The 25,925-nt window shown below is 70.4% G+C and carries 20 protein-coding genes, 4 pseudogenes and 1 riboswitch; of the genes and pseudogenes, 13 read left to right on the forward strand and 11 right to left on the reverse strand.

Annotation, left to right across the window (positions count from 1 at the left end; genetic code table 11):
- Positions 1-7 precede the first annotated feature (7 nt).
- From NEH16_RS10210 to NEH16_RS10220, 3 genes are all read left to right on the forward strand, one after another.
- Positions 8-268, forward strand: a complete 261-nt coding sequence (locus tag NEH16_RS10210) for a UBP-type zinc finger domain-containing protein (protein WP_073964030.1) — start codon at positions 8-10, stop codon at positions 266-268.
- Positions 269-499: 231 nt separating this feature from the next.
- Complete coding sequence (locus NEH16_RS10215; RefSeq protein WP_018105584.1) at positions 500-913, forward strand: anti-sigma regulatory factor; 414 nt, start codon at positions 500-502, stop codon at positions 911-913.
- The gene (locus tag NEH16_RS10220; RefSeq protein ID WP_374215668.1) at positions 910-1,890 is read left to right on the forward strand and encodes an RNA polymerase sigma factor SigF; all 981 of its coding nucleotides are present in this window, start codon (positions 910-912) and stop codon (positions 1,888-1,890) included. The genes NEH16_RS10215 and NEH16_RS10220 overlap by 4 nt, the downstream gene beginning before the upstream one ends.
- A gap of 66 nt (positions 1,891-1,956) precedes the next feature.
- Here the strand turns inward: NEH16_RS10220 and NEH16_RS10225 are convergent, their stop codons facing one another.
- Positions 1,957-2,349, reverse strand: coding sequence for a hypothetical protein (locus NEH16_RS10225; RefSeq protein ID WP_073964860.1), 393 nt, complete (start codon positions 2,347-2,349; stop codon positions 1,957-1,959).
- 207 nt (positions 2,350-2,556) lie between these two features.
- Between NEH16_RS10225 and NEH16_RS10230 the strand changes: the two genes are divergently transcribed.
- Together NEH16_RS10230 and NEH16_RS10235 are read left to right on the forward strand one after the other, a co-directional pair.
- Complete coding sequence (locus NEH16_RS10230; RefSeq protein WP_265541287.1) at positions 2,557-3,525, forward strand: diacylglycerol/lipid kinase family protein; 969 nt, start codon at positions 2,557-2,559, stop codon at positions 3,523-3,525.
- Positions 3,526-3,844: 319 nt separating this feature from the next.
- Positions 3,845-4,102 (forward strand): WhiB family transcriptional regulator, encoded by a 258-nt coding sequence (locus NEH16_RS10235; RefSeq protein WP_003953983.1) that lies wholly within the window; start codon positions 3,845-3,847, stop codon positions 4,100-4,102.
- Positions 4,103-4,266: 164 nt separating this feature from the next.
- Here NEH16_RS10235 and NEH16_RS10240 read toward each other — a convergent pair.
- Together NEH16_RS10240 and NEH16_RS10245 are read right to left on the reverse strand one after the other, a co-directional pair.
- Positions 4,267-5,732 (reverse strand): annotated as a pseudogene (locus tag NEH16_RS10240) (sensor histidine kinase).
- Positions 5,733-6,091: 359 nt separating this feature from the next.
- On the reverse strand, positions 6,092-7,162 hold the full coding sequence (locus tag NEH16_RS10245) for an SIS domain-containing protein (protein WP_265541518.1): 1,071 nt from the start codon (positions 7,160-7,162) through the stop codon (positions 6,092-6,094).
- A 197-nt stretch (positions 7,163-7,359) separates the two neighbouring features.
- Between NEH16_RS10245 and nagB the strand changes: the two genes are divergently transcribed.
- Positions 7,360-8,145: a glucosamine-6-phosphate deaminase gene (nagB, locus tag NEH16_RS10250; protein ID WP_073964035.1), complete on the forward strand. Its 786-nt coding sequence runs from the start codon at positions 7,360-7,362 to the stop codon at positions 8,143-8,145.
- A gap of 60 nt (positions 8,146-8,205) precedes the next feature.
- On the opposite strand, the gene NEH16_RS10255 is transcribed toward nagB, so the two are convergent.
- The 4 genes from NEH16_RS10255 to NEH16_RS10270 form a co-directional block, all read right to left on the reverse strand.
- Positions 8,206-9,741: a glycoside hydrolase family 3 protein gene (locus tag NEH16_RS10255; RefSeq protein ID WP_265541520.1), complete on the reverse strand. Its 1,536-nt coding sequence runs from the start codon at positions 9,739-9,741 to the stop codon at positions 8,206-8,208.
- A 9-nt stretch (positions 9,742-9,750) separates the two neighbouring features.
- The gene (locus tag NEH16_RS10260; RefSeq protein WP_073964037.1) at positions 9,751-10,614 is read right to left on the reverse strand and encodes a carbohydrate ABC transporter permease; all 864 of its coding nucleotides are present in this window, start codon (positions 10,612-10,614) and stop codon (positions 9,751-9,753) included.
- Entirely contained in the window at positions 10,611-11,624 is a 1,014-nt protein-coding gene (locus NEH16_RS10265) for a carbohydrate ABC transporter permease (RefSeq protein WP_265541525.1), read from the reverse strand. The genes NEH16_RS10260 and NEH16_RS10265 overlap by 4 nt, the downstream gene beginning before the upstream one ends.
- A gap of 116 nt (positions 11,625-11,740) precedes the next feature.
- Positions 11,741-13,039 (reverse strand): sugar ABC transporter substrate-binding protein, encoded by a 1,299-nt coding sequence (locus NEH16_RS10270; protein WP_073964039.1) that lies wholly within the window; start codon positions 13,037-13,039, stop codon positions 11,741-11,743.
- 281 nt (positions 13,040-13,320) lie between these two features.
- On the opposite strand from NEH16_RS10270, the pseudogene NEH16_RS10275 reads away from it, so the two are divergent.
- The 5 genes and pseudogenes from NEH16_RS10275 (at position 13,321) to NEH16_RS10295 (ending at position 19,945) form a co-directional block, all read left to right on the forward strand.
- A pseudogene (locus tag NEH16_RS10275) lies at positions 13,321-14,090 on the forward strand (GntR family transcriptional regulator).
- Positions 14,091-14,329: 239 nt separating this feature from the next.
- Positions 14,330-14,584 (forward strand): DUF3311 domain-containing protein, encoded by a 255-nt coding sequence (locus NEH16_RS10280; protein WP_073964041.1) that lies wholly within the window; start codon positions 14,330-14,332, stop codon positions 14,582-14,584.
- Entirely contained in the window at positions 14,581-16,197 is a 1,617-nt protein-coding gene (gene mctP, locus NEH16_RS10285; protein WP_265541528.1) for a monocarboxylate uptake permease MctP, read from the forward strand. Before NEH16_RS10280 ends, mctP begins: the two co-directional genes overlap by 4 nt.
- A gap of 78 nt (positions 16,198-16,275) precedes the next feature.
- A riboswitch (adenosylcobalamin-variant (AdoCbl-variant) riboswitch) is annotated at positions 16,276-16,375 on the forward strand.
- Positions 16,376-16,530: 155 nt separating this feature from the next.
- Positions 16,531-18,926 (forward strand): annotated as a pseudogene (locus NEH16_RS10290) (ribonucleoside-diphosphate reductase subunit alpha).
- On the forward strand, positions 18,926-19,945 hold the full coding sequence (locus NEH16_RS10295) for a ribonucleotide-diphosphate reductase subunit beta (RefSeq protein WP_265541531.1): 1,020 nt from the start codon (positions 18,926-18,928) through the stop codon (positions 19,943-19,945). The pseudogene NEH16_RS10290 and the gene NEH16_RS10295 overlap by 1 nt, the downstream one beginning before the upstream one ends.
- Positions 19,946-19,954: 9 nt before the next feature.
- Here the strand turns inward: NEH16_RS10295 and NEH16_RS10300 are convergent, their stop codons facing one another.
- Positions 19,955-20,167, reverse strand: coding sequence for a hypothetical protein (locus tag NEH16_RS10300; protein ID WP_265541533.1), 213 nt, complete (start codon positions 20,165-20,167; stop codon positions 19,955-19,957).
- A gap of 81 nt (positions 20,168-20,248) precedes the next feature.
- On the opposite strand from NEH16_RS10300, the pseudogene NEH16_RS10305 reads away from it, so the two are divergent.
- A pseudogene (locus NEH16_RS10305) lies at positions 20,249-21,222 on the forward strand (GlxA family transcriptional regulator).
- A gap of 89 nt (positions 21,223-21,311) precedes the next feature.
- Positions 21,312-23,222 carry a family 20 glycosylhydrolase gene (locus tag NEH16_RS10310; RefSeq protein WP_265541535.1) on the forward strand — a complete coding sequence of 637 codons (1,911 nt, stop codon included), beginning with the start codon at positions 21,312-21,314 and terminating at the stop codon, positions 23,220-23,222.
- A 50-nt stretch (positions 23,223-23,272) separates the two neighbouring features.
- Here the strand turns inward: NEH16_RS10310 and NEH16_RS10315 are convergent, their stop codons facing one another.
- The 3 genes from NEH16_RS10315 to NEH16_RS10325 form a co-directional block, all read right to left on the reverse strand.
- Positions 23,273-24,004: a D-Ala-D-Ala carboxypeptidase family metallohydrolase gene (locus NEH16_RS10315; RefSeq protein WP_265541537.1), complete on the reverse strand. Its 732-nt coding sequence runs from the start codon at positions 24,002-24,004 to the stop codon at positions 23,273-23,275.
- Between the two features lie 142 nt (positions 24,005-24,146).
- Entirely contained in the window at positions 24,147-24,785 is a 639-nt protein-coding gene (gene def, locus NEH16_RS10320) for a peptide deformylase (RefSeq protein ID WP_073964049.1), read from the reverse strand.
- Between the two features lie 59 nt (positions 24,786-24,844).
- Positions 24,845-25,837 (reverse strand): tetratricopeptide repeat protein, encoded by a 993-nt coding sequence (locus NEH16_RS10325; protein ID WP_018549909.1) that lies wholly within the window; start codon positions 25,835-25,837, stop codon positions 24,845-24,847.
- Between the last annotated feature and the right edge of the window lie 88 nt (positions 25,838-25,925).

The following is a 25,925-nucleotide window of genomic DNA, read 5'->3' on the forward strand; positions in this document are numbered from 1 at the left end:
GGCCATCATGAGTGGTTGCCCGCACGTACCGGACCTGCCGCGCCCCGAACCCGCGCCCCTCGGTGAAACCTGTCCCGAGTGCCTGGCGGCCGGCACCCACCCCGTGCAGCTGCGGCTGTGTCTGAGCTGCGGCCATGTCGGCTGCTGCGACTCCTCGCCCGGACGGCACGCGACGGGGCACTTCGAGCAGACCGGCCATCCGGTCATGCGGAGCTTCGAACCGGGCGAGAAGTGGCGTTGGTGCTTTGTCGACGGTTCGATCGTCTGACGTCCGGGTACGTCAAACCGGCGCGCGTTGTTCGTAATTGAGCGACGCAGACCCCTAGGCACTGTGCGTACTCATGGACCTACCATGAGTGACAGCCGCCGGAGGGGGTTCCGGCGACACGGCATCATGGATCGCGATAGCGTCGCCGGACCGAAGAACCGAAGACGTACCGCATGGCTCCGGGCGTTCTCCCGGAACCTCGAATGAGTTTGTGCCACCTTGGAGGTGAGGGTGTCCCAGATCGCAGGCGAGCCCGGGAATCAGGACTTCGTAGAGGTCCGGCTGCCCGCTGCGGGTGCCTACCTGTCGGTGCTGCGCACGGCCACGGCCGGTCTCGCAGCACGCTTGGACTTCACTCTCGACGAGATCGAGGACCTTCGCATCGCGGTGGACGAGGCGTGCGCGATCCTGCTCCAGCAGGCCGTGCCCGGCTCCGTCCTGAGCTGCGTGTTCCGTCTCATCGACGATTCACTCGAGGTGACGGTCGCGGCCCCGACCACGGACGGCCGCGCCCCGGAGCGCGACACCTTCGCCTGGACGGTGCTCTCCGCGCTGGCCGGGAAGGTCGACTCCTCGGTCGCCGACGACCGTACGGTCAGCATCAGCCTGTACAAACAGCGCGGCGCGGGACCCGGGCCGGCGTGAGCAACGGGAACGGGGACGGTCCTGTGCGGGACGAGACGATCCGACCAGGGGTGGTGCGTGCGGCAGGCATCCCGGAGCAGCAGGCCCTGCCTCATCCGGTGGACGGGGCGGAGCTGCCCCGTGCGGTGGACGGGGCTGACGGGCCCGCCGGCATTACGGTCGCGGTGGAGCAGTCGCAGGCGGAGCGGGCAGGCCAGATGAGCGAGCACGGGCACCACGATCCAAACGACCGCAGCGAGGCGCGGGCGTTGTTCATCGAGCTGGGCAAGCTCGCCGACGGTTCGCCGGAGCGGGCCGAGCTGCGCAACCGGCTGGTGCGGATGCACCTGCCGCTGGTGGAGCACCTGGCCCGGCGCTTCCGCAATCGCGGGGAGCCGCTGGACGACCTGACCCAGGTCGCCACGATCGGGCTGATCAAGTCCGTCGACCGGTTCGACCCGGAGCGGGGCGTCGAGTTCTCGACGTACGCGACGCCGACGGTCGTCGGGGAGATCAAGCGCCACTTCCGCGACAAGGGCTGGGCGGTGCGGGTGCCGCGCCGCCTCCAGGAGCTGCGGCTGTCGCTGACCTCGGCGACCGCGGAGCTCTCCCAGCTGCACGGCCGTTCGCCCACGGTGCACGAGCTGGCGGAGCGGCTGGGGATCTCCGAGGAGGAGGTCCTGGAGGGCCTGGAGTCGGCCAACGCGTACAGCACGCTCTCGCTGGACGTGCCGGACACGGACGACGAGTCGCCGGCCGTGGCGGACACGCTGGGCTCCGAGGACGAGGCGCTGGAGGGCGTCGAGTACCGGGAGTCGTTGAAGCCGCTCCTGGAGGACCTGCCGCCGCGGGAGAAGCGGATCCTGCTGCTCCGTTTCTTCGGGAACATGACCCAGTCGCAGATCGCGCAGGAGGTCGGCATCTCGCAGATGCACGTCTCGCGGCTGCTGGCCCGCACGCTGGCACAGCTGCGCGAGCGGCTGCTCGTGGAGGAGTAGCGGGCGCGGTGACGCGGAAGAGGCCGCCGGGACGACCCGGCGGCCTCTTCGCGTACGGGGGAGCCGTCAGGCGTCCTCGGTCTTCGTGTCGGGCTCCGCGCCCGGCCTGCGGATGCCGAGGGCCTCGATGGTGGCGGGCCTGACCAGCTGGTAGAGCGCGGTCAGGGCGACGGCCGCGAGCACGATGCCGGCCGGGATCAGCGCGCCGTGGGAGCGCAGCAGCGTCCAGGCCACCGGCAGCGCGATGATCTGCGTGATGAGCGCGGGGCCCCGGCTCCAGCTGCGGCGCAGCAGCAGCCCGCGGGCGGCGAGGAGCGGGATCAGGCCGAGCGCGATGACGGTCAGCCCGCCCATCTCGGCCTGCTCGGGGCTGTCGGGCTTGCCCAGCAGGCCCATCACCAGCATGTAGATCCCGCCGATGACCAGGGCCGCGCCTTCGAGGCCGCTGAGCGCGGCCACCAGGGTGATCCTGGCCGGCTTCGCGGGCTCGGCCAGGGGCGAGGGCACGTTCTGCTGAGTACTCACCCTTGCAGGTTGGCATCCCGGGCCCGGCAAAGGAAAGCCGGGGTGGCGGGCGCCACCGGCGCACACCCGTGCCGTCACGGAGCGTGAGGCCCTGCTGCCAGGACTTCGGGGGTGTATCTCGCGGTAGGTAGGCTGGCAGTCATGCGCGCACTTCTTGTGGTCAATCCAGCCGCCACCACCACCAGTGCGCGGACCCGTGACGTGCTGATCCACGCGCTGGCGAGCGAGATGAAGCTGGAGGCCGTCTCCACGGAGTACCGCGGGCACGCCCGCGACCTGGGGCGGCGGGCCGCCGACAGTGACGACATCGACCTCGTGGTGGCGCTCGGCGGTGACGGCACGGTCAACGAGGTCGTCAACGGCCTGCTGCACCGGGGCCCCGACCTGGACCGCCTGCCGAAGCTGGCCGTGGTGCCCGGCGGCTCCACCAATGTCTTCGCGCGGGCCCTCGGACTGCCCAACGACGCGGTCGAGGCGACCGGCGCCATTCTGGACGCGCTGGCGAACCGGACCGAACGCACGGTCGGCCTCGGCCTCGCGGCGGGGACTCCGGGCACGGAGGACGAATCCGTGCCGGAGCGCTGGTTCACCTTCTGCGCCGGGCTCGGATTCGACGCCGGGGTGGTCGGCCGGGTCGAACAGCAACGGGAGCGCGGCAAACGTTCGACCCATGCCCTGTACGTGCGCCAGGTGCTCCGGCAATTCCTGGAGGAGCCGCACCGGAGACAGGGCGTGATAACGCTCGACGTGCCCGGCGAGGAGCCGGTCACCGATCTGGCGCTTTCCATAATCTGCAACACGTCGCCCTGGACGTATCTGGGGAACCGGCCGGTGTACGCGGCCCCGAAGGCGTCCTTCGACACCGCCCTGGACGTGCTGGGCCTGCGGAAACTCTCCACGGCGGCGGTCGGCCGCTACGCCACCCAGCTGCTCACGTCGAGCCCGGAGAAGGGCCCTCGGGGGAAGCACGCGGTTTCACGGCACGACCTCACGGACTTCACCTTGCATTCAAAGGTTCCACTGCCCTTCCAGATGGACGGTGACCACCTCGGGGTGCGTACGAGTGTGACGTTCACAGGCGTACGCCGTGCACTGCGTGTGATTGTGTGAGTGGAAGGGACCAAAGTCCTTTAACTCGAACGTTTGGACTGGCTTCCACCCTCTAGAAGTACGGCTGTGACCTAGCCGACACCGAGGAATCAAAAAAAACTTTCCTGAAGGGGTTGTATCCGCAGCCGAGGTTTGCGAATCTCTACATGGCGATCGGGACGGCCCGCAACAACGGCCTCCACTGAGAGCCAGAACCCCTCCTCACTTCACAGGACCACAACCAGTTCATCTGGGCGTCGGGCCTCCACCTGCGGGGGGATTCGTGAAAGCGTTCACATTCACAAGCCACAGTACGTAACACCAAGGAGAGGTAGCAGCCATGGACTGGCGTCACAACGCCGTTTGTCGTGAGGAAGACCCGGAGCTGTTCTTCCCCATCGGCAACACCGGTCCTGCGCTGCTGCAGATCGAGGAAGCCAAGGCCGTCTGCCGTCGCTGCCCCGTCATGGAGCAGTGCCTGCAGTGGGCGCTCGAGTCCGGCCAGGACTCCGGCGTCTGGGGTGGCCTCAGCGAGGACGAGCGCCGCGCAATGAAGCGCCGCGCCGCTCGCAACCGGGCGCGCAACGCCAGCGCCTGACCGACGCCACCGCTACGAACCTGAGCCAGGCGGCGCGTACAGCGCGTACGTACCACCCCGCCCCCGAGTCGCAGCGCGCAGTACCCCCGAAGCGCATGCTTGACCGAAGAGCCCGGACCGTTCACCAACGGTCCGGGCTCTTCGGTGTGTTCGGGCGGTCCGCGCTACTTCTCGCTGCGGACCGGGATGTCGAGGACCACCTGCGTCCCGCGCTCCGGCGCCGGCACCATGCCGAAGGTGCCGCCGAGTTCACCCTCGACCAGGGTGCGGACGATCTGGAGGCCGAGGTTGCCGGCCTTCTGCGGGTCGAACCCCTCGGGCAGACCGCAGCCGTCGTCCTGGACGGTGATGAGCAGCCGCCCCTCGGCGGGCGAGCCGCCCCGGACCGCCGAGACCTCGACGGTGCCCGACTCCGCGACGGAGAAGGCGTGTTCCAGGGCGTTCTGAAGGACCTCGGTGAGGACCATCGAGAGCGGCGTCGCGACCTCGGCGTCGAGTATCCCGAAGCGTCCCGTGCGGCGGCAGGTCACCTTGCCCGGCGAGATCTCCGCGACCATGGCGATCACCCGGTCCGCGATGTCGTCGAACTCCACCCGCTCGTCCAGATTCTGGGACAGCGTCTCGTGGACGATGGCGATCGAACCGACGCGCCGCACCGCCTCGTTGAGCGCCTCGCGGCCCTGCGGGGAGTCCATCCGGCGGGCCTGGAGGCGCAACAGGGCGGCGACCGTCTGGAGGTTGTTCTTCACCCGGTGGTGGATCTCCCGGATGGTGGCGTCCTTGGTGATCAACTCGCGCTCGCGGCGGCGCAGTTCCGTCACATCGCGCAGCAGGACCAGGGAGCCGATGCGGACACCCTTGGGCTTGAGCGGGATCGCGCGCAGCTGGATCACCCCGCCCGCGCACTCCACCTCGAACTCACGGGGGCGTAACCGCTGGCCATCTTGACCAGGGCCTCGTCCACCGGGCCCCGGGACGGGGCGAGTTCGGCGGTGATCTGGCCGAGGTGCTGGCCGACCAGGTCGGAGGCGAGGCCGAGGCGGTGGTACGCGGAGAGGCCGTTGGGGCTGGCGTACTGCACGACCCCGTCGGCGTCCAGCCGGACCAGGCCGTCGCCGACGCGCGGGGACGCGTCCATGTCCACCTGCTGGCCCGGGAAGGGGAAGGCCCCGGCGGCGATCATCTGGGCCAGGTCCGACGCGGACTGGAGGTAGGTCAGCTCCAGCCGGGACGGGGTGCGCACGGTGAGGAGGTTGGTGTTGCGCGCGATCACGCCGAGCACCCGGCCCTCCCTGCGTACGGGGATCGACTCGACCCGTACGGGCACCTCCTCGCGCCACTCGGGGTCGCCCTCGCGCACGATCCGGCCCTCGTCCAGGGCGGCGTCCAGGAGGGGGCGGCGGCCGCGCGGGACCAGGTGGCCGACCATGTCGTCCTGGTAGGAGGTCGGGCCGGTGTTGGGCCGCATCTGCGCGACGGAGACGTACCGCGTGCCGTCGCGGGTGGGGACCCACAGGACGAGGTCGGCGAAGGAGAGGTCGGAGAGCAACTGCCACTCCGAGACCAGCAGGTGGAGCCACTCGAGGTCGGTGTCGCTCAGGGCGGTGTGCTGGCGTACGAGGTCGTTCATGGAGGGCACGGGTGCGAGCGTACCCGTGGATGCGTACCGGTCCGAACCGGAAGCGCCGCCCGTACGTGAGGTGAACCGGGGGCCTACATTGGCACCGCGCATGGATGGACACGGCGCAGTGGTCTAGTCCACAATGCTTGAGGTAGAACCTCCGCTCTCCCCGCACAGGAGAGCGGACCGAGGTACCGCGCTCTCTGCCCTGACTGCGCCGGTGCCTCTCCCCCGGCCGGGGGCACCGCACACCGCCGGCCGAGCCGGCCGCCCGCGAGGGCGGCCCTACTCCGGGCTGCGGTGCTGGTCGGGCTGAGGGTCCCGGCCCGGCGCCGCGGCCCGCGGGTTCTTCCGGGGCCTCCCGGAATTCAACGGGTCTCGGTGACCTTCGCGAGCGCGCGCGGCGCGTCCGGGTCCTGGCCCCGCGCGATCGTCACCTCGTACGCCAGCATCTGGAGCGGCAGGATCTCCAGGACCGGCTGGACCTCCTCCGCCACCCCGGCCGTCGGCAGCACGAACCCCGCGGACGCCGCCGCCACCTGGGCCGCGGGCCCGACGACGAAGAGGTCGGCGCCCCGGCCGCGCAGCCGGTCCAGGACGGGCTGAAGGGCCTCGCCGCCCCGGCCGTCGGTCACCACGGCGATCACCGGTGAGATGTTGTCGACCATCGCGAGGGGGCCGTGCAGCAGGTCGGCGCCGGAGTACGAGAGGGCGGGGATGTAGCTCGTCTCCATGAGCTTCAGGGCGGCTTCCTTGGCCGTGGGATAGCCGTAGCCCCGCGAGGTGATGACCATGCGCTCGGCGAACCGGTAGCGCGAGGCCAGGGCCCGCACCTCGTCCTTGCGGGCGAGCACCTCCGCCGCGAGGTCCGGCAGGACACCGGCCGCCGCCCCGTCGCCGCCGCGCAGCCCCTCCACGAAGAGGTACAGCGACAGCAGGGACGCGGTGTACGTCTTGGTGGCCGGCAGCGCCTTCTCGGGCCCGGCCAGGATGTCGATGTGGTACTCGGAGACGGCCGCGAGCGGGGAGTCCGGGTTGTTGGTCACCGCCAGCGTCACCGCTCCGGCCTCCCGGGCCGCCTTGGTCGACGCCACCAGGTCGGGCGAGCCGCCGGACTGGCTGACGGTGATGACGAGCACGTCGCGCAGGTCCGGCTTGGCGCCGTACGCCGTGGTGGTCGACATGGAGGCCAGCCCGCAGGGCAGCCCGAGCGTGATCTCCAGCAGGTACTTCGCGTAGAGCGCGGCGTTGTCGGAGGTGCCGCGGGCGGTGAGCAGGACGAAGCGCGGGTTCCTGGCCGCGATCCGTTCGGCGGTCTCGCGGACGGCGGGCGCGCCGCGCTCCAGGATGCGGCGGAGCATCGCGGGCTGCTCGGCCATCTCGCCCGACATGATGTGGCCGGGCCGTTCGCCGTCACCGGCCGGGTATGGGGCGGACATGTCTGGTGCCTCCCGGGTGTCGCGGTGCCTCGCCCAAGTCGAACACGGGGTGCGCGGGGGCCGCCAGCGGGCGGCGGCCGCGTGGGGCGTCCGGGTGCCGGTACGGGCCCCTCGGAGCGGGCCCGAGTCTGCTAGATTGGGACCTTGATTGGTCTATACCACATATCGTCACTCTCGATCGGATCGGCAGGCCCCGCGTGGAAGTTGTCATCGTCCCGGACGCCAAGGCAGGCGGCGAGCTGATCGCGGGGGCCATCGGCGCCCTGCTCGGCCGCAAGCCCGACGCCCTTCTCGGCGTTGCCACCGGCTCTACCCCGCTGCCCATCTACCAGGCCCTCGCGGACCTGGTCCGTTCCGGTGCCGTGGACGCCTCGCGCGCCCGCGTCTGCCAGCTGGACGAGTACGTCGGACTGCCGGCGGGCCACCCGGAGTCGTACCGCTCCGTGGTGCTGCGCGAGGTGGTCGAACCGCTCGGGCTCTCCGAGGCCGCGTTCATGGGCCCCGACGGCTCCGCCGAGGACGTCCAGGCGGCCTGCGAGGCGTACGACAAGGCGCTGGCCGAGGCCGGCGGGGTCGACCTCCAGCTGCTGGGCATCGGCACCGACGGGCACATCGGCTTCAACGAGCCCTGCTCCTCGCTCGCCTCCCGCACCCGGATCAAGACGCTCACCGAGCAGACCCGGGTCGACAACGCGCGCTTCTTCGACAACGACATCGACCAGGTGCCGCACCACGTCATCACCCAGGGCATCGGCACGATCCTGGAGGCCCGCCACCCGATCCTGCTCGCGACGGGCGAGGGCAAGGCGGACGCGGTGGCCGCGACGGTGGAGGGACCGGTCGCCTCGATCGTGCCCGCCTCGGCGCTCCAGCTGCACCCGCACGCGACGGTGGTCGTGGACGAGGCGGCGGCGTCGAAGCTGAAGCTGGCGGACTACTTCCGCGCGACGTACGCGGCGAAGCCGGCCTGGCAGGGGCTGTAGTTCCTACGCGAGAGGGCCGGGACACCGCGGTGGTGTCCCGGCCCTCTCGTATGTGCGGGGTCAGCTCCCGGCGATGATCTCCGCCGCCGCCCGGCCGCAGACGCGGGCGGCGCCGTGCGTCGCGATGTGCAGCGCTCCCCGGGGCCCGGCCTGGGGGACGCCCATCTCGACCACGACGGTGTCCGGGCGCGCCGCGAGCAGCGCGTCCAGGGCCTCGGTCATCCACGCGTGGCGGTGGGCGTCGCGGACCACGGCGACGATGCGCCGGTCCCCCGCCGCCCGGAGCGCGGCCTCGGCCGGGGCCGCGGAGTCCCCGTCGTAGGTGCCGGTCTCCGTGCCGGGGACGAGCCGGGACAGCTCGGCCGCGAGGCCCCAGGGGGTCTCGTCGCCGACCGCGATGTTCGCGACCGGGGTGAAGGCGGCCACGTACGCCGGACCGGTGAGAGGTGCGGCCTCGCCGGTCACCTTCACCGCGCGGCGGGCGGCGACCAGGCCGATGTCCGAGGCGATGCCGGTGTTCTGTGCGGTGCCGGGCGCGGTCCCCTCCTGTGCTGCCGCGCCCGGCTCCCGTACAGCCCCCCTGGCCTCCCGCGTCCAGGACGCGAGGGCCCGCACCCGGGCAGCGGCATCGGCGAGCCGCTCCTCGGGAAGTTCACCGGAGCGCACCGCCGCGACCAGCGCGTCGCGCAGCCGCAGCACGGTGCTGTCGTCGTCGAGCCCGCCGCCGACGCAGAGCGCGTCGGCACCGGCCGCGACGGCGAGGACGGAGCCGCGTTCGATCCCGTACGTCGAGGCGATGGCCTGCATCTCCACGGCGTCGGTCACGATGAGCCCCTGGTACCCCAGCTCCTCGCGCAGCAGACCCGTGAGGATCTGGGGGCTGAGGGTGGCCGGGCGGTGCGGGTCGAGCGCGGGCAGCAGGATGTGCGCGCTCATCACCGACTTGGAGCCGGCCGCGATGGCCGCCCGGAAGGGGACGAGCTCCCGGGCGTGCAGGGTCTCCAGGTCGACGTCGATGCGGGGCAGCGCGTGGTGCGAGTCGACCGCGGTGTCGCCGTGCCCGGGGAAGTGCTTGGTGCAGGCGGCGACGCCGGCGGCCTGGAGGCCCTCCACGTACGCCGCGGTGTGCCGGGCGACCAGGTGCGGGTCGGCGCCGAAGGAGCGGACGCCGATGACGGGGTTGCCCGGGTTGGAGTTGACGTCCGCGGACGGGGCCCAGTTGAGGTTGACCCCGCACTCGGCGAGCCGGCGGCCCAGCTCGTGGGCGACGGCCCGGGTCAGCTCGGTGTCGTCCACCGCGCCGAGCGCCAGGTTGCCGGGGAAGGAGGAGCCGTGCCGCACCTCGAGGCGGGTGACGTCGCCGCCCTCCTCGTCGATGGCGACGAGCACGTCGTCCCGCTCGGCCCTGAGCTGGGCGGTGAGCGCGGCGAGCTGCTCGGGCGTCTCGATGTTGCGGCCGAACAGGCCGACGGAGGAGAGTCCTTCGCCGACCCGGCGCAGCAGCCACTCGGGCGCCGAGGTGCCGGTGAAGCCGGGCTGCAGCACGGCGAGCGCGTCACGGGTGACGGTGTCCGTGGTGGAGGTGAGGGTGGTCATGGGGCGGCGTTATCCCTTCACGGCGCCGGAGGTGAGCCCCGCGGCCATCTTCTTCTGCACGAACATGAAGAAGATGACGACCGGAAGAGCGATCATGGTGGACGCCGCCATCAGGGCGCCGTAGTCCGTACCGCGCTCACTGGTGAACGTCATCAGCCACACGTTGAGCGTGTACTTGGAGTTGTCGTTGATCAGGATGTAGGCGAAGAGGTACTCGTTCCAGGCGTTCACCAGCGCGAAGATCGACGCGGCGGCGAGGCCGGGGGCGAGCAGCGGCAGGATCACCCGGCGGAAGGCGCCGAAGCGGGTGCAGCCGTCCACCATGGCGGACTCCTCCAGCTCCACCGGGATGTTCACCACGAAGCCGCGGATCATGATCGTCGCGAACGGCAGCGTGGAGACCAGGTAGACGACGATCAGGCTCCAGTACTCGTCGATGCCGCCCATGGCGTTGAGCTGGGCGTAGATCGGGATGAGCATCGCCGTCGGCGGGAGCATCTGGACCAGGATGAGGATGAGGACCAGGGGCTTGCGGCCGAAGAAGCGGAACCGGCCGATGGCCAGGGCCGCCAGGGTGGCGATGACCATGCCGCCGAGGACGGCGGTGATCGTGACGATGAGGCTGGACTGGACCGCGGTGCCGAAGTTCGGCTGGTCGACGGCCTTGACGAAGTTGTCGAAGGTGATCGACGAGGGCCACAGGGTCTGGTCGTACGAGCGGATCTCGCGGCTGGGCCGCAGGGCGCTGACGACCAGCCAGTAGACCGGGAAGACCATGACCAGGGCGATGCCGAGGCCGAGGATGTTCAGGCCGACCCGGGTCTTCTTGCGGTCCGGGCGCAGGACCTGAGGTGTGTCGGTCGTGGTGCTCATTCGACCTCTCCCGTCTTCATGAGCTGGCGCAGGTAGTACACGGCCACCGCGGACAGCAGGATCACCGTGATCAGGGCGATGGCGGAACCCTGGCTGAAGGAGGTGGACTCGAACGCCTTGGAGTACGAGTAGAGGCCGAGGGTCTCGTACTCGGGCTCGGGCTTGCTGCCGCGCAGCAGCCAGATCTGGCCGAAGACGTTGAAGTCCCAGATCACCGACAGCGTGGAGACCATGGAGAAGACCGGCTTGATGACCGGCCAGGTCACGTAGCGGAAGACCCCGAAGCTGGTGGCGCCGTCGAGCGAGGCGGCCTCCTCCAGCTCCTGGGGGACCTGGGTGAGGGCCGCGTACAGCGTGACGACGACGAACGGGATGGCGCCCCAGACGACCAGCAGGGTGATGATCGCGAAGCCCTGGACCGGGTTGAGGTACCAGTTGTGGCCGAGCCAGTCCTCGCCCACGACCTTCGCGATGAGGGTGTTGATGAGGCCGTAGTCGGAGTCGGCCATGAACCGGAAGATGGAGGCGGCGACCATCAGCGGCATCGACCAGGCGGCGATCAGGCAGAAGGTCAGGATGAGCCGCACCCAGGTGGACAGCCGGCGCATCAGCAGGGAGATCAGCAGGCCGATGCCCATGGTCAGCGTCACGCAGACGGCCATGAAGACGACGGTGCGGAAGGTCACCCACCAGAACTCGGAGTCGCCGAGGATGTTGGTGAACTGGTCGAAGCCGACCCAGGGTGCGGGATCACCGGTCCACAGCTCGCGCCTCCCCATGTCCTGGAAGGACATGATGACGGTCTTGGCGAGCGGGTAGAGGTAGACGGCGGCGATCGCCACGATCGCCGGGAGGATCAGGAGGTAGGGCAGCAGTTCGCCCTTCTTCCGCTTCCTCTTCTGCTTCAGGGGAGCGTTGCCGCCCTCGTCGGACAGGGGGCTCCCGTCCGCCTGGGGATCACGTGGTACGGGGACCGGTGGCCCGGCGGCCTTGGTATCGGCGGCAGTCACGTGGCTGACCTTCCATCGCGGGTCCGAGGCAGCCCCCCGGAAAACACGGCGTTCTTGAGCTGAAGCGGGCGGGGGCCGCGGCGCAGTGCCGGGCCCCCGCCTGGCGATCAGAAGGCTCAGGCCTTCTTGTTGATCAGTGCGTCGATCTCGCTGTCGGCCTTCTTGGTGGCGTCGGCGACGGACGTGCCCTTGAGGATCTTCAGGAGCATGTTCTCCAGAATCTCCTCCTTCTCGATGGAGGCCCAGCCCGGAGCGATCGGCGTGAACCAGGCGTCCGGCACCGCGTTGGCGATGGCGGCCGTCTCGGGCTTGGCCTTCAGCGGCTCAAGCTGCTTCTCGTTGTTCGGGAGGATGTTCTTCGACGCGAGGACGTCCATGGACTTCGCGTTGGTGAAGAGGGAGATCCACTCCTCGCCCAGGTCCTGGACCTTGGACTTGGAGATGGTGGCGAGGTCGGAGCCGCCGATGAAGGACGGGAGCGCCTTGCCGTTCGGGCCGGGCATACCGGCCGTGGCGATCTTGCCGTCGAGCTTCGGGTTGCCGTTCTCACCCGTGGTGACGCTGCCGGCCTCCCAGGCCTGGCCGTAGATGACCGCGGCCTTCTCGTTGGCCATGACGTTGGCGTGGTCCTGCTCGTCCTTCGTCTGGTCGGCCTTGTTGTACTTCTTGACCAGGTCGACGAAGTGCTGGATGCCCTTCTGCGCCTCGGGGGTGGAGAGGGTGGCCTTCCACTCCTTCGAGCCCTCGTCGTACTTGGCGATCTGGCCGCCCTCGGCTGCGACGTAGGACATCGCGGCGTACCAGTAACGGCCCGGGTAGTACAGGGACGAGGCGCGCTTGTCCTTCTTCGCGAGCTCGGCCTGGACCTTGTCCATCGCCTTGAGGAAGTCGTCCTCGTTCTGCGGGAGGGTGTCGCTGCCGGTACCGGCCTTCAGCATGTCCTTGTTGTAGACCGCGAGGCGGGCGGAGGCGTAGTAAGGAACGCAGTAGATCTTGCCCTCGTAGGAGCAGGTGTCCTTCAGACCCTTGATCCAGGTGTCCGAGTTCTCGTACTTCGAGGTGTCGATCTCGCCGAGCGCGCCGTTGAGGATGTACTGCATGGTCTCGGTGTTGCCGAGTTCGACAACGTCCGGGAACTTGTCGCCACCGAGGGAGGTGTCGAGCTTCTTGACCTTGTCAGCCCAGCCCTGGTACTGGATCTTGACGTTGACGTTCGGGTACTTCTTCTTGAACTGGGCGTTGACGTCCTTCACCAGTTCCGGCCAGGTCGACTGGGCCTCGCCCATGAGCCAGACAGTCAGGTCTTCCTTGCGGTCCTTCGGGTCCTTCGAGGACGTCTTGTCGTCCGAACCACACGCCGCGATGGAAACCAACATGCCCGCGACGCCGATCGCCGCGATGAGCTTGCGCTTCACGCCACCCTCCTCAGGGATGCTGCAACCCCCTCCCCACCGCGCGAGAACGTCGACGAGTACCTCTGGGGCTGGGACCTGGTCTTTAATGGTTTAGACCAGTACCGGGAGCTTGGCCTAGACCTTTAGGGGTGTCAAGGGTGTATAAGAAGTGCACTCGCGTCCGTTATAGGACCGACACCTGAGGGAGGGCGACGAGCCGTGACCGGACCGTGCCACCATGTGAGCCGCGACAGACGGAGGAGCCGGTGACGGCAGCAACGCAGCAGTCGGGAAGGCGGGCCATGGGCGCCGACGGGGGCAGTTCGGAGAACGAGACGGGTGCGGGCGCCGGGACGCGCACCGCGCGCGTCCCGAAGTACTACCGGCTGAAGCGACATCTCCTCGACATGACGGACACCATGCCGCCGGGCACCCCCGTCCCCCGGAACGGACCCTGGCGGCCGAGTTCGACACCTCGCGCACCACCGTGCGCCAGGCCCTCCAGGAGCTGGTCGTCGAAGGCCGGCTGGAGCGCATCCAGGGCAAGGGCACCTTCGTCGCCAAGCCGAAGGTCTCCCAGGCCCTGCAACTCACCTCGTACACCGAGGACATGCGCGCCCAGGGACTCGAACCGACCTCGCAGCTCCTGGACATCGGCTACGTCACCGCCGACGACACCCTGGCCGGGCTGCTCGACATCGGCGCCGGCGGCCGGGTCCTGCGGATCGAGCGGCTGCGCCTGGCGAGCGGTGAGCCGATGGCCATCGAGACCACGCACCTGTCGGCCAAGCGCTTTCCCGCGCTGCGCCGTTCACTGGTCAAGTACACCTCGCTCTACACCGCGCTCTCCGAGGTGTACGACGTCCGGCTGGCCGAGGCCGAGGAGACCATCGAGACCTCCCTGGCCACCCCGCGCGAGGCCGGGCTGCTCGGCACCGACGTGGGCCTGCCGATGCTGATGCTCTCCCGGCACTCGCTGGACGAGCAGGGCGAACCGGTCGAGTGGGTGCGCTCGGTCTACCGCGGCGACCGCTACAAGTTCGTCGCCCGCCTGAAGCGGCCGCTGGACTGACCCCTCGTACGCATGTGCTTCCGAACGGCCCCCGGACCGCCCCCGGGGGCCGTTCGGCGTTCCCGTGGCCGGGCTTGGCCTGGACCAGCCCTCGGACGTTTGCCGCCATTCCGGCCAACCGGCCGGTCCGTGACGACCGTTGCCGGACCGCAATGCGGACAGGGGGTGACGGTGGCCGGATCCCTCGCCTAGATTTCCTGCGCATTACAGGTGATCAGCGAGGGGACGGAGTCGCCGCCATGGCGGAAGAACCAGAAGGAAAGCCACCCACGGTCACACCGGTGCGGGTGGTCATCGCGCTGTGCCTCGTCGCGCCGTTCGTGGCGATGCTCTGGGTGAGTTCGTACGCGAAGATCGACCCGACCTTCATCGGCATCCCGTTCTTCTACTGGTACCAGATGCTCTGGGTGCTGATCTCCACCGCGCTCACCATGGTCGCGTACAAGCTGTGGCAGCGTGACCAGCGCGCCCGCAAGGGGGGTGCGTCGGCATGAAGGACGGCGTGAACGGCGTCGCGCTCGGCGTCTTCATCTTCTTCTTCCTGGCCGTCACGGTCATGGGCTTCCTGGCGGCCCGCTGGCGCAAGGCCGAGAACGAGGCCACGCTCGACGAATGGGGCCTGGGCGGACGGTCGTTCGGCACCTGGGTCACCTGGTTCCTGCTCGGCGGCGACCTCTACACCGCGTACACCTTCGTCGCCGTGCCCGCGGCGATCTACGCGGCCGGCGCCTCCGGCTTCTTCGCGGTGCCGTACACCATCCTGGTGTACCCGCTGATCTTCACCTTCCTGCCGCGCCTGTGGTCGGTCTCGCACAAGCACGGGTACGTCACCACCTCGGACTTCGTCCGCGGCCGGTTCGGCTCGAAGGGTCTTTCGCTGGCCGTCGCGGTCACCGGCATCCTCGCCACCATGCCGTACATCGCGCTCCAGCTCGTCGGCATCCAGGCGGTGCTGGACGTGATGGGCGTCGGCGGCGGCGAGAACACCAACTGGTTCGTCAAGGACCTGCCGCTGCTGATCGCGTTCGCGGTGCTCGCCGCGTACACCTACTCCTCCGGGCTGCGGGCGCCGGCCCTGATCGCGTTCGTCAAGGACGGGCTGATCTACCTGGTCATCGCCGTCGCGATCATCTACATTCCGATCAAGCTGGGCGGCTTCGACGACATCTTCGCCTCCGCCCAGGACAAGTTCACCAAGGCGGGCGCGGGCAGCCTCGCACCGGCCGCGGCCGGCCAGTGGGGTTACGCGACCCTGGCGCTCGGCTCCGCGCTGGCGCTCTTCATGTACCCGCACTCGATCACGGCGACGCTCTCCAGCCGCAGCCGTGAGGTGATCCGCCGCAACACCACGATCCTGCCGCTCTACTCGCTGATGCTGGGCCTGCTCGCGCTGCTCGGCTTCATGGCGATCGCCGCGGGCGTCAAGGTGGACAACGGCCAGCTGGCCATCCCGCAGCTGTTCGAGAACATGTTCCCCGACTGGTTCGCGGGCGTGGCCTTCGCCGCGATCGGCATCGGCGCCCTGGTGCCGGCCGCGATCATGTCCATCGCGGCGGCGAACCTCTTCACGCGCAACATCTACAAGGACTTCCTGAAGCCGGACGCGACGCCCGAGCAGGAGACCAGGGTCTCCAAGCTGGTCTCGCTGCTGGTCAAGGTCGGCGCGCTGGCCTTCGTCCTCACCATGGACAAGACCGTCGCGATCAACTTCCAGCTGCTGGGCGGGATCTGGATCCTCCAGACGATGCCGGCCCTGGTCGGCGGCCTGTTCACCCGGTGGTTCCACCGCTGGGCGCTGCTCGCCGGCTGGGCGGTCGGCATGGTCTACGGTACGGCTGCCGCGTACGGGGTCGCGAGCCCGACGCAGAAGCACTTCGGCGGGTCCTCCAAGGAGATCCCGGGCCTCGGCGAGATCGGCTACATCGGCCTCACCGCGTTCGTGCTGAACGTCGTGGTCGTCGTCGTCCTCACCTTCGTCCTGAACGCGCTCAAGGCCCCCGCCGGGACCGACGAGACCTCCCCCGGCGACTACACCGCGGACGCGGGCGACCCGGGCGTCCAGGAGAAGCTGCCGCCGGCCACGGCGGGCGCGCCGGGCGGTCACTGACCGCACACTTTTACGCCACGCGACACAACATGTGGGGGCTGCCCGACAGGGCGGCCCCCACATGTATGCTCGTGCTCGCTGTCGTCGCAGGGGAATCCGGTGTGAATCCGGAACTGTCCCGCAACGGTGTATTCGGTGTGCTTTCGCGCACCCGTGGAGTCCGAGGACCTGCCGACAGCGCATCCGGCTCGACCGAACCGGATGCCCAGACGTCCGGGCCTCGTGGGATGGGCCGGTGGACGCCGCACGGAGTGCGCCCCGACCGGGTCCGCTCCTGCCCGGCTGCCCCCGTGCTCCCCTCCGGCCCAGAGCCGAGCGAGGGAGAGCACCACCGTGACCATCGCGCCAGCCGATCCGGTTTCAGCGGCCGAAGCAACGGGGACCGCGAGCGACGGACCGGGCACCGCACTGCTGCGGACCCTGACCGACCTCACGGCCGACCTGCCCGACACCGACCCCGGTCGCGTCGCCGCCGCCGCCCTGCGCGGCCGCAACGCCCGGTCGGACGAGGCGGAGCTGCGCTCGCTGGCCACCGAGGCCGCGGCCGGCCTCATCTCCGAGGACCCGGCCTACTCCCGGCTCGCCGCCCGGCTGCTCACCCGGACCATCGCGGACGAGGCCGCCGGGCAGGGCGCCACCTCGTTCTCCGCCTCGGTCGCCGTGGGCCACCGCGAGGGCCTGATCGCGGACCGGACCGCCGAGTTCACGACGCTGCACGCGGACGCCCTGGACGCGCTGGTCGAGCGGTCCCTCGCGGACGGCGCCGACGACCGCTTCGGGTACTTCGGGCTGCGCACCCTGCACAGCCGCTATCTGCTGCGCCACCCGCTCACCCGCCAGGTCATCGAGACCCCCAGCACTTCATGCTCCGGGTCGCCGCCGGGCTCGCCGAGGACACCTCCGAGCGGGCGCTGGACGAAGTCGCCGCGCTGTACGGGCTGATGAGCCGGCTGGACTACCTGCCGTCCTCGCCGACGCTCTTCAACTCCGGCACCCGCCACCCGCAGATGTCCTCCTGCTACCTGCTGGACTCGCCGCTGGACGAGCTGGACTCGATCTACGACCGCTACCACCAGGTGGCCCGCCTGTCGAAGCACGCGGGCGGCATCGGCCTCTCGTACTCCCGCATCCGCGCCCGGGGCTCCCTGATCCGGGGCACCAACGGCCACTCCAACGGCATCGTGCCGTTCCTCAAGACGCTGGACGCCTCCGTCGCCGCCGTGAACCAGGGCGGCCGGCGCAAGGGTGCCGCCGCGGTCTACCTGGAGACCTGGCACGCGGACATCGAGGAGTTCCTGGAGCTGCGCGACAACACGGGCGAGGACCAGCGCCGCACGCACAACCTGAACCTGGCGCACTGGATCCCGGACGAGTTCATGCGCCGCGTCGACGCGGACGGGACCTGGTCGCTGTTCTCCCCGGCGGACGTGCCCGAGCTGACCGACCTGTGGGGCGACGAGTTCGACGCCGCCTACCGGGCGGCCGAGGCGAAGGGCCTGGCCCGCAAGACCATGCCGGCCCGCGAGCTGTACGGCCGGATGATGCGGACCCTGGCGCAGACCGGGCAGGGTTGGATGACGTTCAAGGACGCCTCCAACCGCACCGCGAACCAGACCGCCGAGCCGGGCAGGGTCGTGCACTCCTCGAACCTGTGCACCGAGATCCTGGAGGTCACCGACGACGGCGAGACGGCCGTCTGCAACCTCGGCTCGGTCAACCTCGGCGCGTTCGTGGACGGCGGCTCGATCGACTGGGAGCGCCTGGACGCCACCGTGCGGACCGCGGTGACCTTCCTCGACCGGGTCGTGGACATCAACTTCTACCCGACCGAGCAGGCCGGCCGGTCCAACGCCCGCTGGCGGCCGGTGGGCCTGGGCGCGATGGGCCTCCAGGACGTCTTCTTCCAGCTGCGGCTGCCCTTCGACTCCCCCGAGGCCCGGGCGCTCTCCACGAAGATCGCCGAGCGCATCATGCTGGCCGCGTACGAGGCGTCCTGCGCCCTCGCGGAGCGGTCGGGTCCGCTGCCCGCCTGGTCGGAGACCCGGGCCGCGCGCGGGGTGCTGCACCCCGACCACTACGACACGGAGCTGCACTGGCCGGAGCGCTGGGAGGCGCTGCGGGCCCGGATCGCGACGACCGGGATGCGCAACTCGCTGCTCCTGGCCATCGCCCCGACCGCGACGATCGCCTCGATCGCGGGGGTCTACGAGTGCATCGAGCCCCAGGTCTCGAACCTCTTCAAGCGGGAGACCCTGAGCGGTGAGTTCCTCCAGGTCAACGGCTATCTGGTGGACGAGCTGAAGCGGCTCGGCGTGTGGGACGCGCGGACGCGTGAGGCGCTGCGCGAGTCGAACGGCTCGGTGCAGGGCTTCGCCTGGATCCCGGCGGACGTGCGGGCGCTGTACCGCACCGCGTGGGAGATCCCGCAGCGCGGTCTGATCGACATGGCGGCGGCCCGTACGCCGTTCCTCGACCAGAGCCAGTCGCTCAACCTGTTCCTGGAGACGCCGACGATCGGGAAGCTCTCCTCGATGTACGCGTACGCCTGGAAGCAGGGCCTGAAGACGACGTACTACCTGCGGTCGCGTCCGGCGACCCGGATCGCCCGTGCCGCGTCCGGGGCCGCTTCGGCCGCCGCCCCCATCCCCGTACAGCAGGCGCAGGCGCCCGACGCGGACGCCATCGCCTGCTCCCTGGAAAACCCCGAGTCCTGCGAGGCCTGCCAGTAATGACCACCGCCGACACCGAGAAGAACCTGCTCGACCCGGGCTTCGAGCTGACCCTGCGGCCCATGCGCTACCCGGACTTCTACGAGCGCTACCGGGACGCGATCAAGAACACCTGGCACGTCGAGGAGGTCGACCTCCACTCGGACGTGGCGGACCTCGCCAGGATGACGCCCGCCGAGCAGCACCTGATCGGACGCCTGGTGGCGTTCTTCGCGACCGGTGACTCGATCGTCGCGAACAACCTGGTGCTGACGCTGTACAAGCACATCAACTCCCCCGAGGCGCGGCTGTACCTGTCGCGGCAGCTGTTCGAGGAGGCCGTGCACGTCCAGTTCTATCTGACGCTGCTCGACACCTATCTGCCCGACCCGGACGACCGCGCGGCGGCGTTCGCGGCGGTGGAGAACATCCCGTCCATCCGCGAGAAGGCTCAGTTCTGCTTCCGCTGGATGGACTCGGTGGAGAAGATCGACCGGCTGGAGTCGAAGGCGGACCGCCGTCGCTTCCTGCTGAACCTGATCTGCTTCGCGGCGTGCATCGAGGGGCTGTTCTTCTACGGCGCCTTCGCGTACGTGTACTGGTTCCGCTCGCGCGGGCTGCTGCACGGCCTCGCCACGGGGACCAACTGGGTCTTCCGCGACGAGACCATGCACATGAACTTCGCGTTCGAGGTCGTGGACACGGTCCGCAAGGAGGAGCCGGACCTCTTCGACGACGCCCTCCAGCAGCAGGTCACCGACATGCTGAAGGAGGCCGTCGAGGCGGAGCTGCAGTTCGGCCGCGACCTGTGCGGCGACGGGCTGCCCGGCATGAACACCGAGTCCATGCGCGAGTACCTGGAGTGCGTCGCCGACCAGCGGCTCACCCGCCTCGGATTCCCGGCGGTGTACGGATCGCAGAACCCGTTCTCGTTTATGGAGCTCCAGGGGGTCCAGGAGCTCACGAACTTCTTCGAGCGGCGCCCGTCGGCCTACCAGGTCGCCGTCGAGGGCACGGTCGGCTTCGACGACGACTTCTAGGCGGAAGGGCTAGATCCTCGCCCAGCTCCTGACGTACGGACGCCGTGCGGCCCCCACCGGCCGCGCGGCGTCCACGCTTTGCGGTGGGCGGGTGCTCCGGTCCTGTTCCGCTTCGCGCAGCTCGCGGTCGATGCGGCGCTCGCGGGCGGCGCCGATGAGCGCCGGCAGCAGGACGAGGGCGAAAAGTGCGGAAATGCCGAGGAAGTTCTGGAATGTGTTCATGCCTCTACTGTCCTCGTTCCGGCGAAGAAGCGGCAGTGGCAGGACTGTCATAGGACATCGAATTACTGCCACACTGGGTCCATGCTGAACAACGTCGCCGCCCTGATGCTCGATGACGTCCACCCCTTCGAACTCGGCGTGCTCTGCGAGGTGTTCGGCCTCGACCGCAGCGACGAGGGCCTGCCGGTGCACGATTTCGCGGTGGTCTCCGGCGAGGGGCCCCAGCTGCGCACCCACGCCGGCTTCACGATCCACACCCCCTACGGCCTCGACCGGTTGGAGGAGGCCGACCTCGTCGCCGTCCCGGCCGGCAGCCGCTTCGGGGAGCGCGAGTTCCCGGCGGACGTCCTGACCGCCCTGCGCCGGGCCGTGGAGCGGGGCGCCCGGGTGCTCAGCGTCTGCTCGGGGCCTACCTCCTGGGCGCGGCCGGGCTGCTCGACGGCCGCCGCTGCACCACGCACTGGCGGCACGCCGACGACCTGGCCCGCCGCTTCCCCGAGGCCGCCGTGGAGCCGGACGTGCTGTACGTGGAGGACGGGCCGGTCACCACGTCGGCGGGGACGGCGGCGGGGATCGACGCCTGCCTGCACCTGGTCCGCCAGGCGTACGGGCCGGCCGCCGCCAACACCATCGCCCGGCGGATGGTGGTGCCGCCGCACCGGGACGGCGGGCAGGCGCAGTACATCCAGCGGCCGCTGCCGCGCACCCGGTGCGACACCGTGGGCGGCACGCTGGCCTGGATGGAGCGCCACCTCGACCGCGAGATGACCGTCGAACAGCTCGCGGACCGGGCGCACATGTCGCCGCGCACCTTCGCCCGCCGCTTCCAGCAGGAGACCGGGACCACTCCGTACCGCTGGCTGCTGCGCCAGCGCGTCCTGCTGGCCCAGCACCTCCTGGAGACATCCGACGAAACCATCGACACCATCGCCGACCGGACCGGCTTCGGGACGGCGGCGGCGCTGCGCCACCAGTTCGTACGGGCGCTGGACACCACGCCACAGGCGTACCGGCGCACCTTCCGGGGGCCGTCCGCCCTCACCGAGGCGGCCTGAGGCGAGCGGGGCACATCCGATCATTCGTCCAACCGGTCGCGCGACCTGTCCATGGACCGGGCCTTCGCGCGCGCGTCAGGGTCGATGCCATGGACATGCTGAAGGCAAGACGAAGGACCATCGGGGCCGTGGTGGCCGCGCTCGCCGCCGCCCTGCTCCCCTGGCAGACCGCCTCGGCCGGGGAGGCCCCGGCGTCGGCTCCCCCGCCGGAGGTGCTGCCCTCGCTGCGCCAGTGGCAGCCGGGCAGCGGCACGTTCGTCCTCACCGACCGGGCCAGGATCGTGCTGGACGGGGTGCGCGAGCGGCGTACGGCGGAGGACGCGGCCCGGTTCGCCGGTGAGCTGGACGGCAGACAGCGGGTCTCCCGGGGCCGGGCGCGCGCCGGTGACATCGTGCTGCGCCAGGACGCCTCGCTGAAGCGCTCCCTCGGGGCGGAGGGCTACCGGCTGGAGGTCGGCGACCGGGTCACGGTGACGGCGGCCACCTCGGCGGGCGTGTTCTACGGCTCGCGCACGGTGCTCCAGCTCCTGAACGACGACGGGCGGGCCGCGCGCGGCTCGGCGACCGACGTGCCCGCGTACCGGGAGCGCGGGGTCGGGGTCTGCGCCTGCTACATCAACGTGTCGCTGCCCTGGTTCGAGCGGCTGATGAAGGACATGGCGTCCCAGAAGCTCAACCAGCTGTGGATCGAGGCGAAGGTCCGCAGCGACACCGACCCGGAGTCGGCGTTCTGGGGCTACTACACCAAGCCGCAGATCCGCTCGCTGGCCGCGATGGCGAAGAAGTACCACATCGACCTGGTCCCGGAGATCAACTCCCCCGGCCACATGGACCCGTACCTGGAGAAGCACCCGGAGCTCCAGCTCAAGGACAAGGACGGCACGGCCTCCGCGCCCCGCCTGGACATCTCGCGGCCCGAGGCGCTCACGTACTACACCTCGCTGGTCGACGAGGCCCTGGACGTCTGGGGCAGCGGCACCTGGCACATGGGCGCCGACGAGTACATGCTCGGCTCCTCCTACCCGGACTATCCGCAGCTCCAGGCGGCGGCCACCGCGAAGTTCGGCGCGTCGGCCACCCCGGACGACCTGTTCGTGGACTTCATCAACCAGGTGAACGCCCATGTGAAGAAGCAGGGCCGCTCGCTGCGGATCTGGAACGACGGGCTCCTGGGCCGCAACACGCTCGTCCCGCTGGACCGTGACATCACCGTCGAGCACTGGCTCGGCGGCGGCGCCATCCAGCAGCCGTCCGCCCTGCTCGCCGAGGGCCGCCCGGTGATGAACTCCGCCTACGCGCTGTACCTGGTGCGCGGCGGCTACACCACCAAGACCCGGGAGCTGTACGAGAGCGACTGGACGCCCCTGCGCTTCGAGGGCGAGACGCTGCCCGCCACGGCGGCGAACCTGACCGGCGCGAAGATCAGCCTGTGGCCGGACAGCGCGGCGGCCGAGACCGAGAACGAGGTCGAGGCGAAGGTCTTCATGCCGCTGCGCTTCCTCGCCCAGGCCACCTGGGGCGGCCCCAAGCCCAGTGCGACGTACGCCGGTTTCGAGGCCATGGCCCGCCGCATCGGCCACGCCCCCGGCTGGGGCGGTACCGACCGCGCCCCGCTGGCCGACGGCACCTACCGGCTGACGTCCGGCGCGAAGGCGCTGGCCCCGGCGGCGGACTCCGGGGTCGCCCTGGTCAAGGGCGCGAAGGCGGCCTGGACGCTCACCGCGACCGACGACGGCTACTACACGGTCCGCTCGGCGGACGGGCTGTGCCTGGACGCGGTACGCGGCAAGAAGTACCTGGGCGCACCGCTGGAGGTGGGCGCCGAACTCTCGCTCGGGGCCTGCTCGGCGGGGGCGCGCACCCAGCGCTGGCAACTGGACGCCGACCACGGGGCGTTCGCCCTGCGCAACGCGATCTCGCAGCTGCGGCTGACCGAGCGCCGGGCGGACGGCGCGGCGGTGCAGACGACCGGCGGCACACCGCTGCGGGCCGGGGCGTAAGCACGAGCGGTGGGGGCCCGCCGAGGGTCGGCGGGCCCCCACCGCGTGGGTCAGATACCGCAGTTGGGCGCGGACCAGTAGTGGCTGGGGCCCTGGTTCACATGGACGTGGTCGTTGTGGTCCGGGTAGCCCGGGCCGAGGATGCCGTTGAACCCGTGGTTGCGGGCCTCCTTGGCGAGGGTGCAGAACGCGATCCCGCCGAGGTCGGCCGCGTCACCGTACAGGTGGCGGCTGTTCGAGGCGCCGCCCACGGCACTGTTGCAGGACGTCGAGCGGAAGCCGCTGTTGATGGTGATGGGCCGGTCGCCGAGCGCGTGGCGCAGCGCCTCCAGCTTCCACATGGTGCTCAGCGCGTTGGCCTTCGCCGTGGCCGCCGAGACCGCGCCGCCCGACCAGGTGCTGTTGCAGCGGTTCATCTCGGCGTACGTGAAGTGCGCCGGGGTGCAGTCGTTGTCCTGGAGGGCGTAGAGCTTGGCCTGCGTGGCGGGGCCCGCGACGCCGTCGGCGGCCAGCCCGTACGCGGCCTGGAAGCGCTTGACGGCGGCGGTGGTGGCGGGGCCGTACGAGCCGTCGACGGCCAGGACCGAGTTGTAGCCGGGGTAGCCGGCGACCCGGATCTGGAGCTGCTTCACGTCGTCGCCGGTGGCGCCGGACTTCAGGGTGCGGGTCCAGGTGTAGCAGCCGTCGGCGTGCGCGGTGCCGGCGGTGACCACGGCACCGCCCAGCGCAAAGGCCATGGTCATGACAAGGCTGAGCAGGAGTCGTGCGGAACGTCTGATCACGGGGGCTCCCTACCGCTGTCGAAGGTGTGGTGCACGAGCCTGGCGGATGCGGCGGAGCCCGTCAACTACGCGTGTAGAAACGGGGTTGGCGGAGAGACGAACGCGGCGCGGGACGGGCCCGCGCCGCGTTCGCCGCAAAGGCTCAGTCGTTCGGGACGACCTCGTAGCGCGGGGTGTTCTCGGCCATCTGCCGCAGCGCGTCCTTGCGCTCGCGCTTGGACAGCCGGTCGATGTACAGGTACCCGTACAGGTGGTCCGTCTCGTGCTGGAGGCAGCGCGCGAAGTAGCCCGTGCCGCGCACCCGGACCGGATTGCCCTTCGCGTCCTGGCCGCGCACCACCGCGTAGTCCGGGCGCGCCAGCTTGGCGTACGCCGTCGGCACGGAGAGGCAGCCCTCGCCGGAGTCGTCCAGGACGCGCGCCTCGGGCGGCAGCTCCTCCAGGACCGGGTTGCAGATGGCGCCGACGTGCCGCACGCCCTCGTCGTCGGGGCAGTCGTAGACGAAGACCTTGAGGTCGACGCCGATCTGGTTGGCGGCCAGGCCGACGCCCTCCGCCGTGCGCTGGCTCGCGAACATGTCGTCGATCAGCGCGGCCAGCTCGTCGCCGAACTCCGTGACGTCCTTGCACTCCTTGTGCAGGACCGGGTTGCCCACGACCGTGATCGGACGGGAGGTGCCGCGCTCGCGGTGTGCCGTCTCGCGCGCCTCACAGTCCTCGGTGTCGATGAGGAAGCCCTCCTCGTCGACGCTGACCTGCTCGTCCGTCTCCTGCTGCGCCATGTCCGCCGTACGCCTTCCTCAAAACCCGAATCGATAGGCGTACAGCCTACGGGCACGGGTCAGCAGACTTCTTCGAGATCGCGCCACTCGCGGCTGTCCGGGCTGTCCGCCACCCAGCCGTCCAGCAGACCGCGCACCAGTCCGGCCGGGGCCGCCAGGCCGCATTCACGCTCCGGCACCCACAGCTCACCGGCCGTGCGGTGGCCCAGCGGGCCCGGGTGGCCCGGCTCGCTGTGGTCGTGCGGGTCCAGGTGCTCGCCGTCGCCCTCGTCGCTCTCCATCCGGCTCTCCGAACAGGAACGGCACAGCAGCCGCACCGAAGAGGACCAGTCCTCGGCGGCGAACCCCGCGTCGGAGGCCAGCTGCTCCAGCGCGTCCCGGTCCGCCTCCGTGGCCGCTTCCAGCAGCACCACCCAGGTCGGCACGGGCGACGGGGCCCACAGCTCGATCTCGTCGAACACCGGGTAGGACGGGCCCGCCGCGGTGATCCGCTCACCGTTCGGCACCCCGTCGTGCAGCACGACCTCGCCCCAGCGCCGCCCGGACGACGGCAGCGGGATCGACAGCACCTCTATCCGGGCCGGGTCGAGACGGCGGCCCCACACGACCTCGGCCTCGCCCTCCGGCGACAGCCGTACCGCCGCGCTGCCCAGCTCCATGCCGACCGGCTCGCTGCCCGCGGCCGGGGTCTGCTGACCGCCGCCGGGGACCTTCAGCCCGTACGCCTGCCAGGCGCGGCGCGCCAGCGGCCAGTCCTGGAGGGCGGTCGCGGCGATGCCCACGTTCCACCAGTCCGGCGCTCCGGACTCCTTGTCGAGCAGGGCGACGGCCCGCAGCCCGGCGGCCCTCGCCTGTTCCCAGTCGTGCCGGAACTTGTGCAGCAGCGCCAGGTTGAACCACGACTCGGAGAGCCAGGGCTCCAGGTCCGCCGCGCGTGTCAGCAGCGCCCCCGCGTCCTCGTACCGGCCGTCGCCGATCAGCGTGAACGCGCGGTCCGTGGCCTGCCGCCAAGAGGCGGACGGCCGATGCCGTACCTTCCCGAAGATCCTCACGATTCCCGCCTGTCCCGACTGGACACCCTCGTTCTACCGCTCTCTTCGCATCCAACCATGCCGGGCCCGGGGCCCGCTCATTACCCAT

Origin of the sequence: Streptomyces drozdowiczii, assembly GCF_026167665.1 — a bacterium.
Classification (GTDB): domain Bacteria; phylum Actinomycetota; class Actinomycetes; order Streptomycetales; family Streptomycetaceae; genus Streptomyces; species Streptomyces drozdowiczii_A.

Coding starts and splice junctions, on each gene's coding strand:
- NEH16_RS10210 (WP_073964030.1), top strand. CDS start 8: ATGAGTGGTTGCCCGCACGTACCGGACCTGCCGCGCCCCGAACCCGCG.
- NEH16_RS10230 (WP_265541287.1), top strand. CDS start 2,557: ATGCGCGCACTTCTTGTGGTCAATCCAGCCGCCACCACCACCAGTGCG.
- NEH16_RS10235 (WP_003953983.1), top strand. CDS start 3,845: ATGGACTGGCGTCACAACGCCGTTTGTCGTGAGGAAGACCCGGAGCTG.
- NEH16_RS10245 (WP_265541518.1), bottom strand. CDS start 7,162: ATGTCCGCCCCATACCCGGCCGGTGACGGCGAACGGCCCGGCCACATC.
- NEH16_RS10255 (WP_265541520.1), bottom strand. CDS start 9,741: ATGACCACCCTCACCTCCACCACGGACACCGTCACCCGTGACGCGCTC.
- NEH16_RS10260 (WP_073964037.1), bottom strand. CDS start 10,614: ATGAGCACCACGACCGACACACCTCAGGTCCTGCGCCCGGACCGCAAG.
- NEH16_RS10280 (WP_073964041.1), top strand. CDS start 14,330: ATGGCGGAAGAACCAGAAGGAAAGCCACCCACGGTCACACCGGTGCGG.
- mctP (WP_265541528.1), top strand. CDS start 14,581: ATGAAGGACGGCGTGAACGGCGTCGCGCTCGGCGTCTTCATCTTCTTC.
- NEH16_RS10295 (WP_265541531.1), top strand. CDS start 18,926: ATGACCACCGCCGACACCGAGAAGAACCTGCTCGACCCGGGCTTCGAG.
- NEH16_RS10300 (WP_265541533.1), bottom strand. CDS start 20,167: ATGAACACATTCCAGAACTTCCTCGGCATTTCCGCACTTTTCGCCCTC.
- NEH16_RS10310 (WP_265541535.1), top strand. CDS start 21,312: ATGGACATGCTGAAGGCAAGACGAAGGACCATCGGGGCCGTGGTGGCC.
- def (WP_073964049.1), bottom strand. CDS start 24,785: ATGGCGCAGCAGGAGACGGACGAGCAGGTCAGCGTCGACGAGGAGGGC.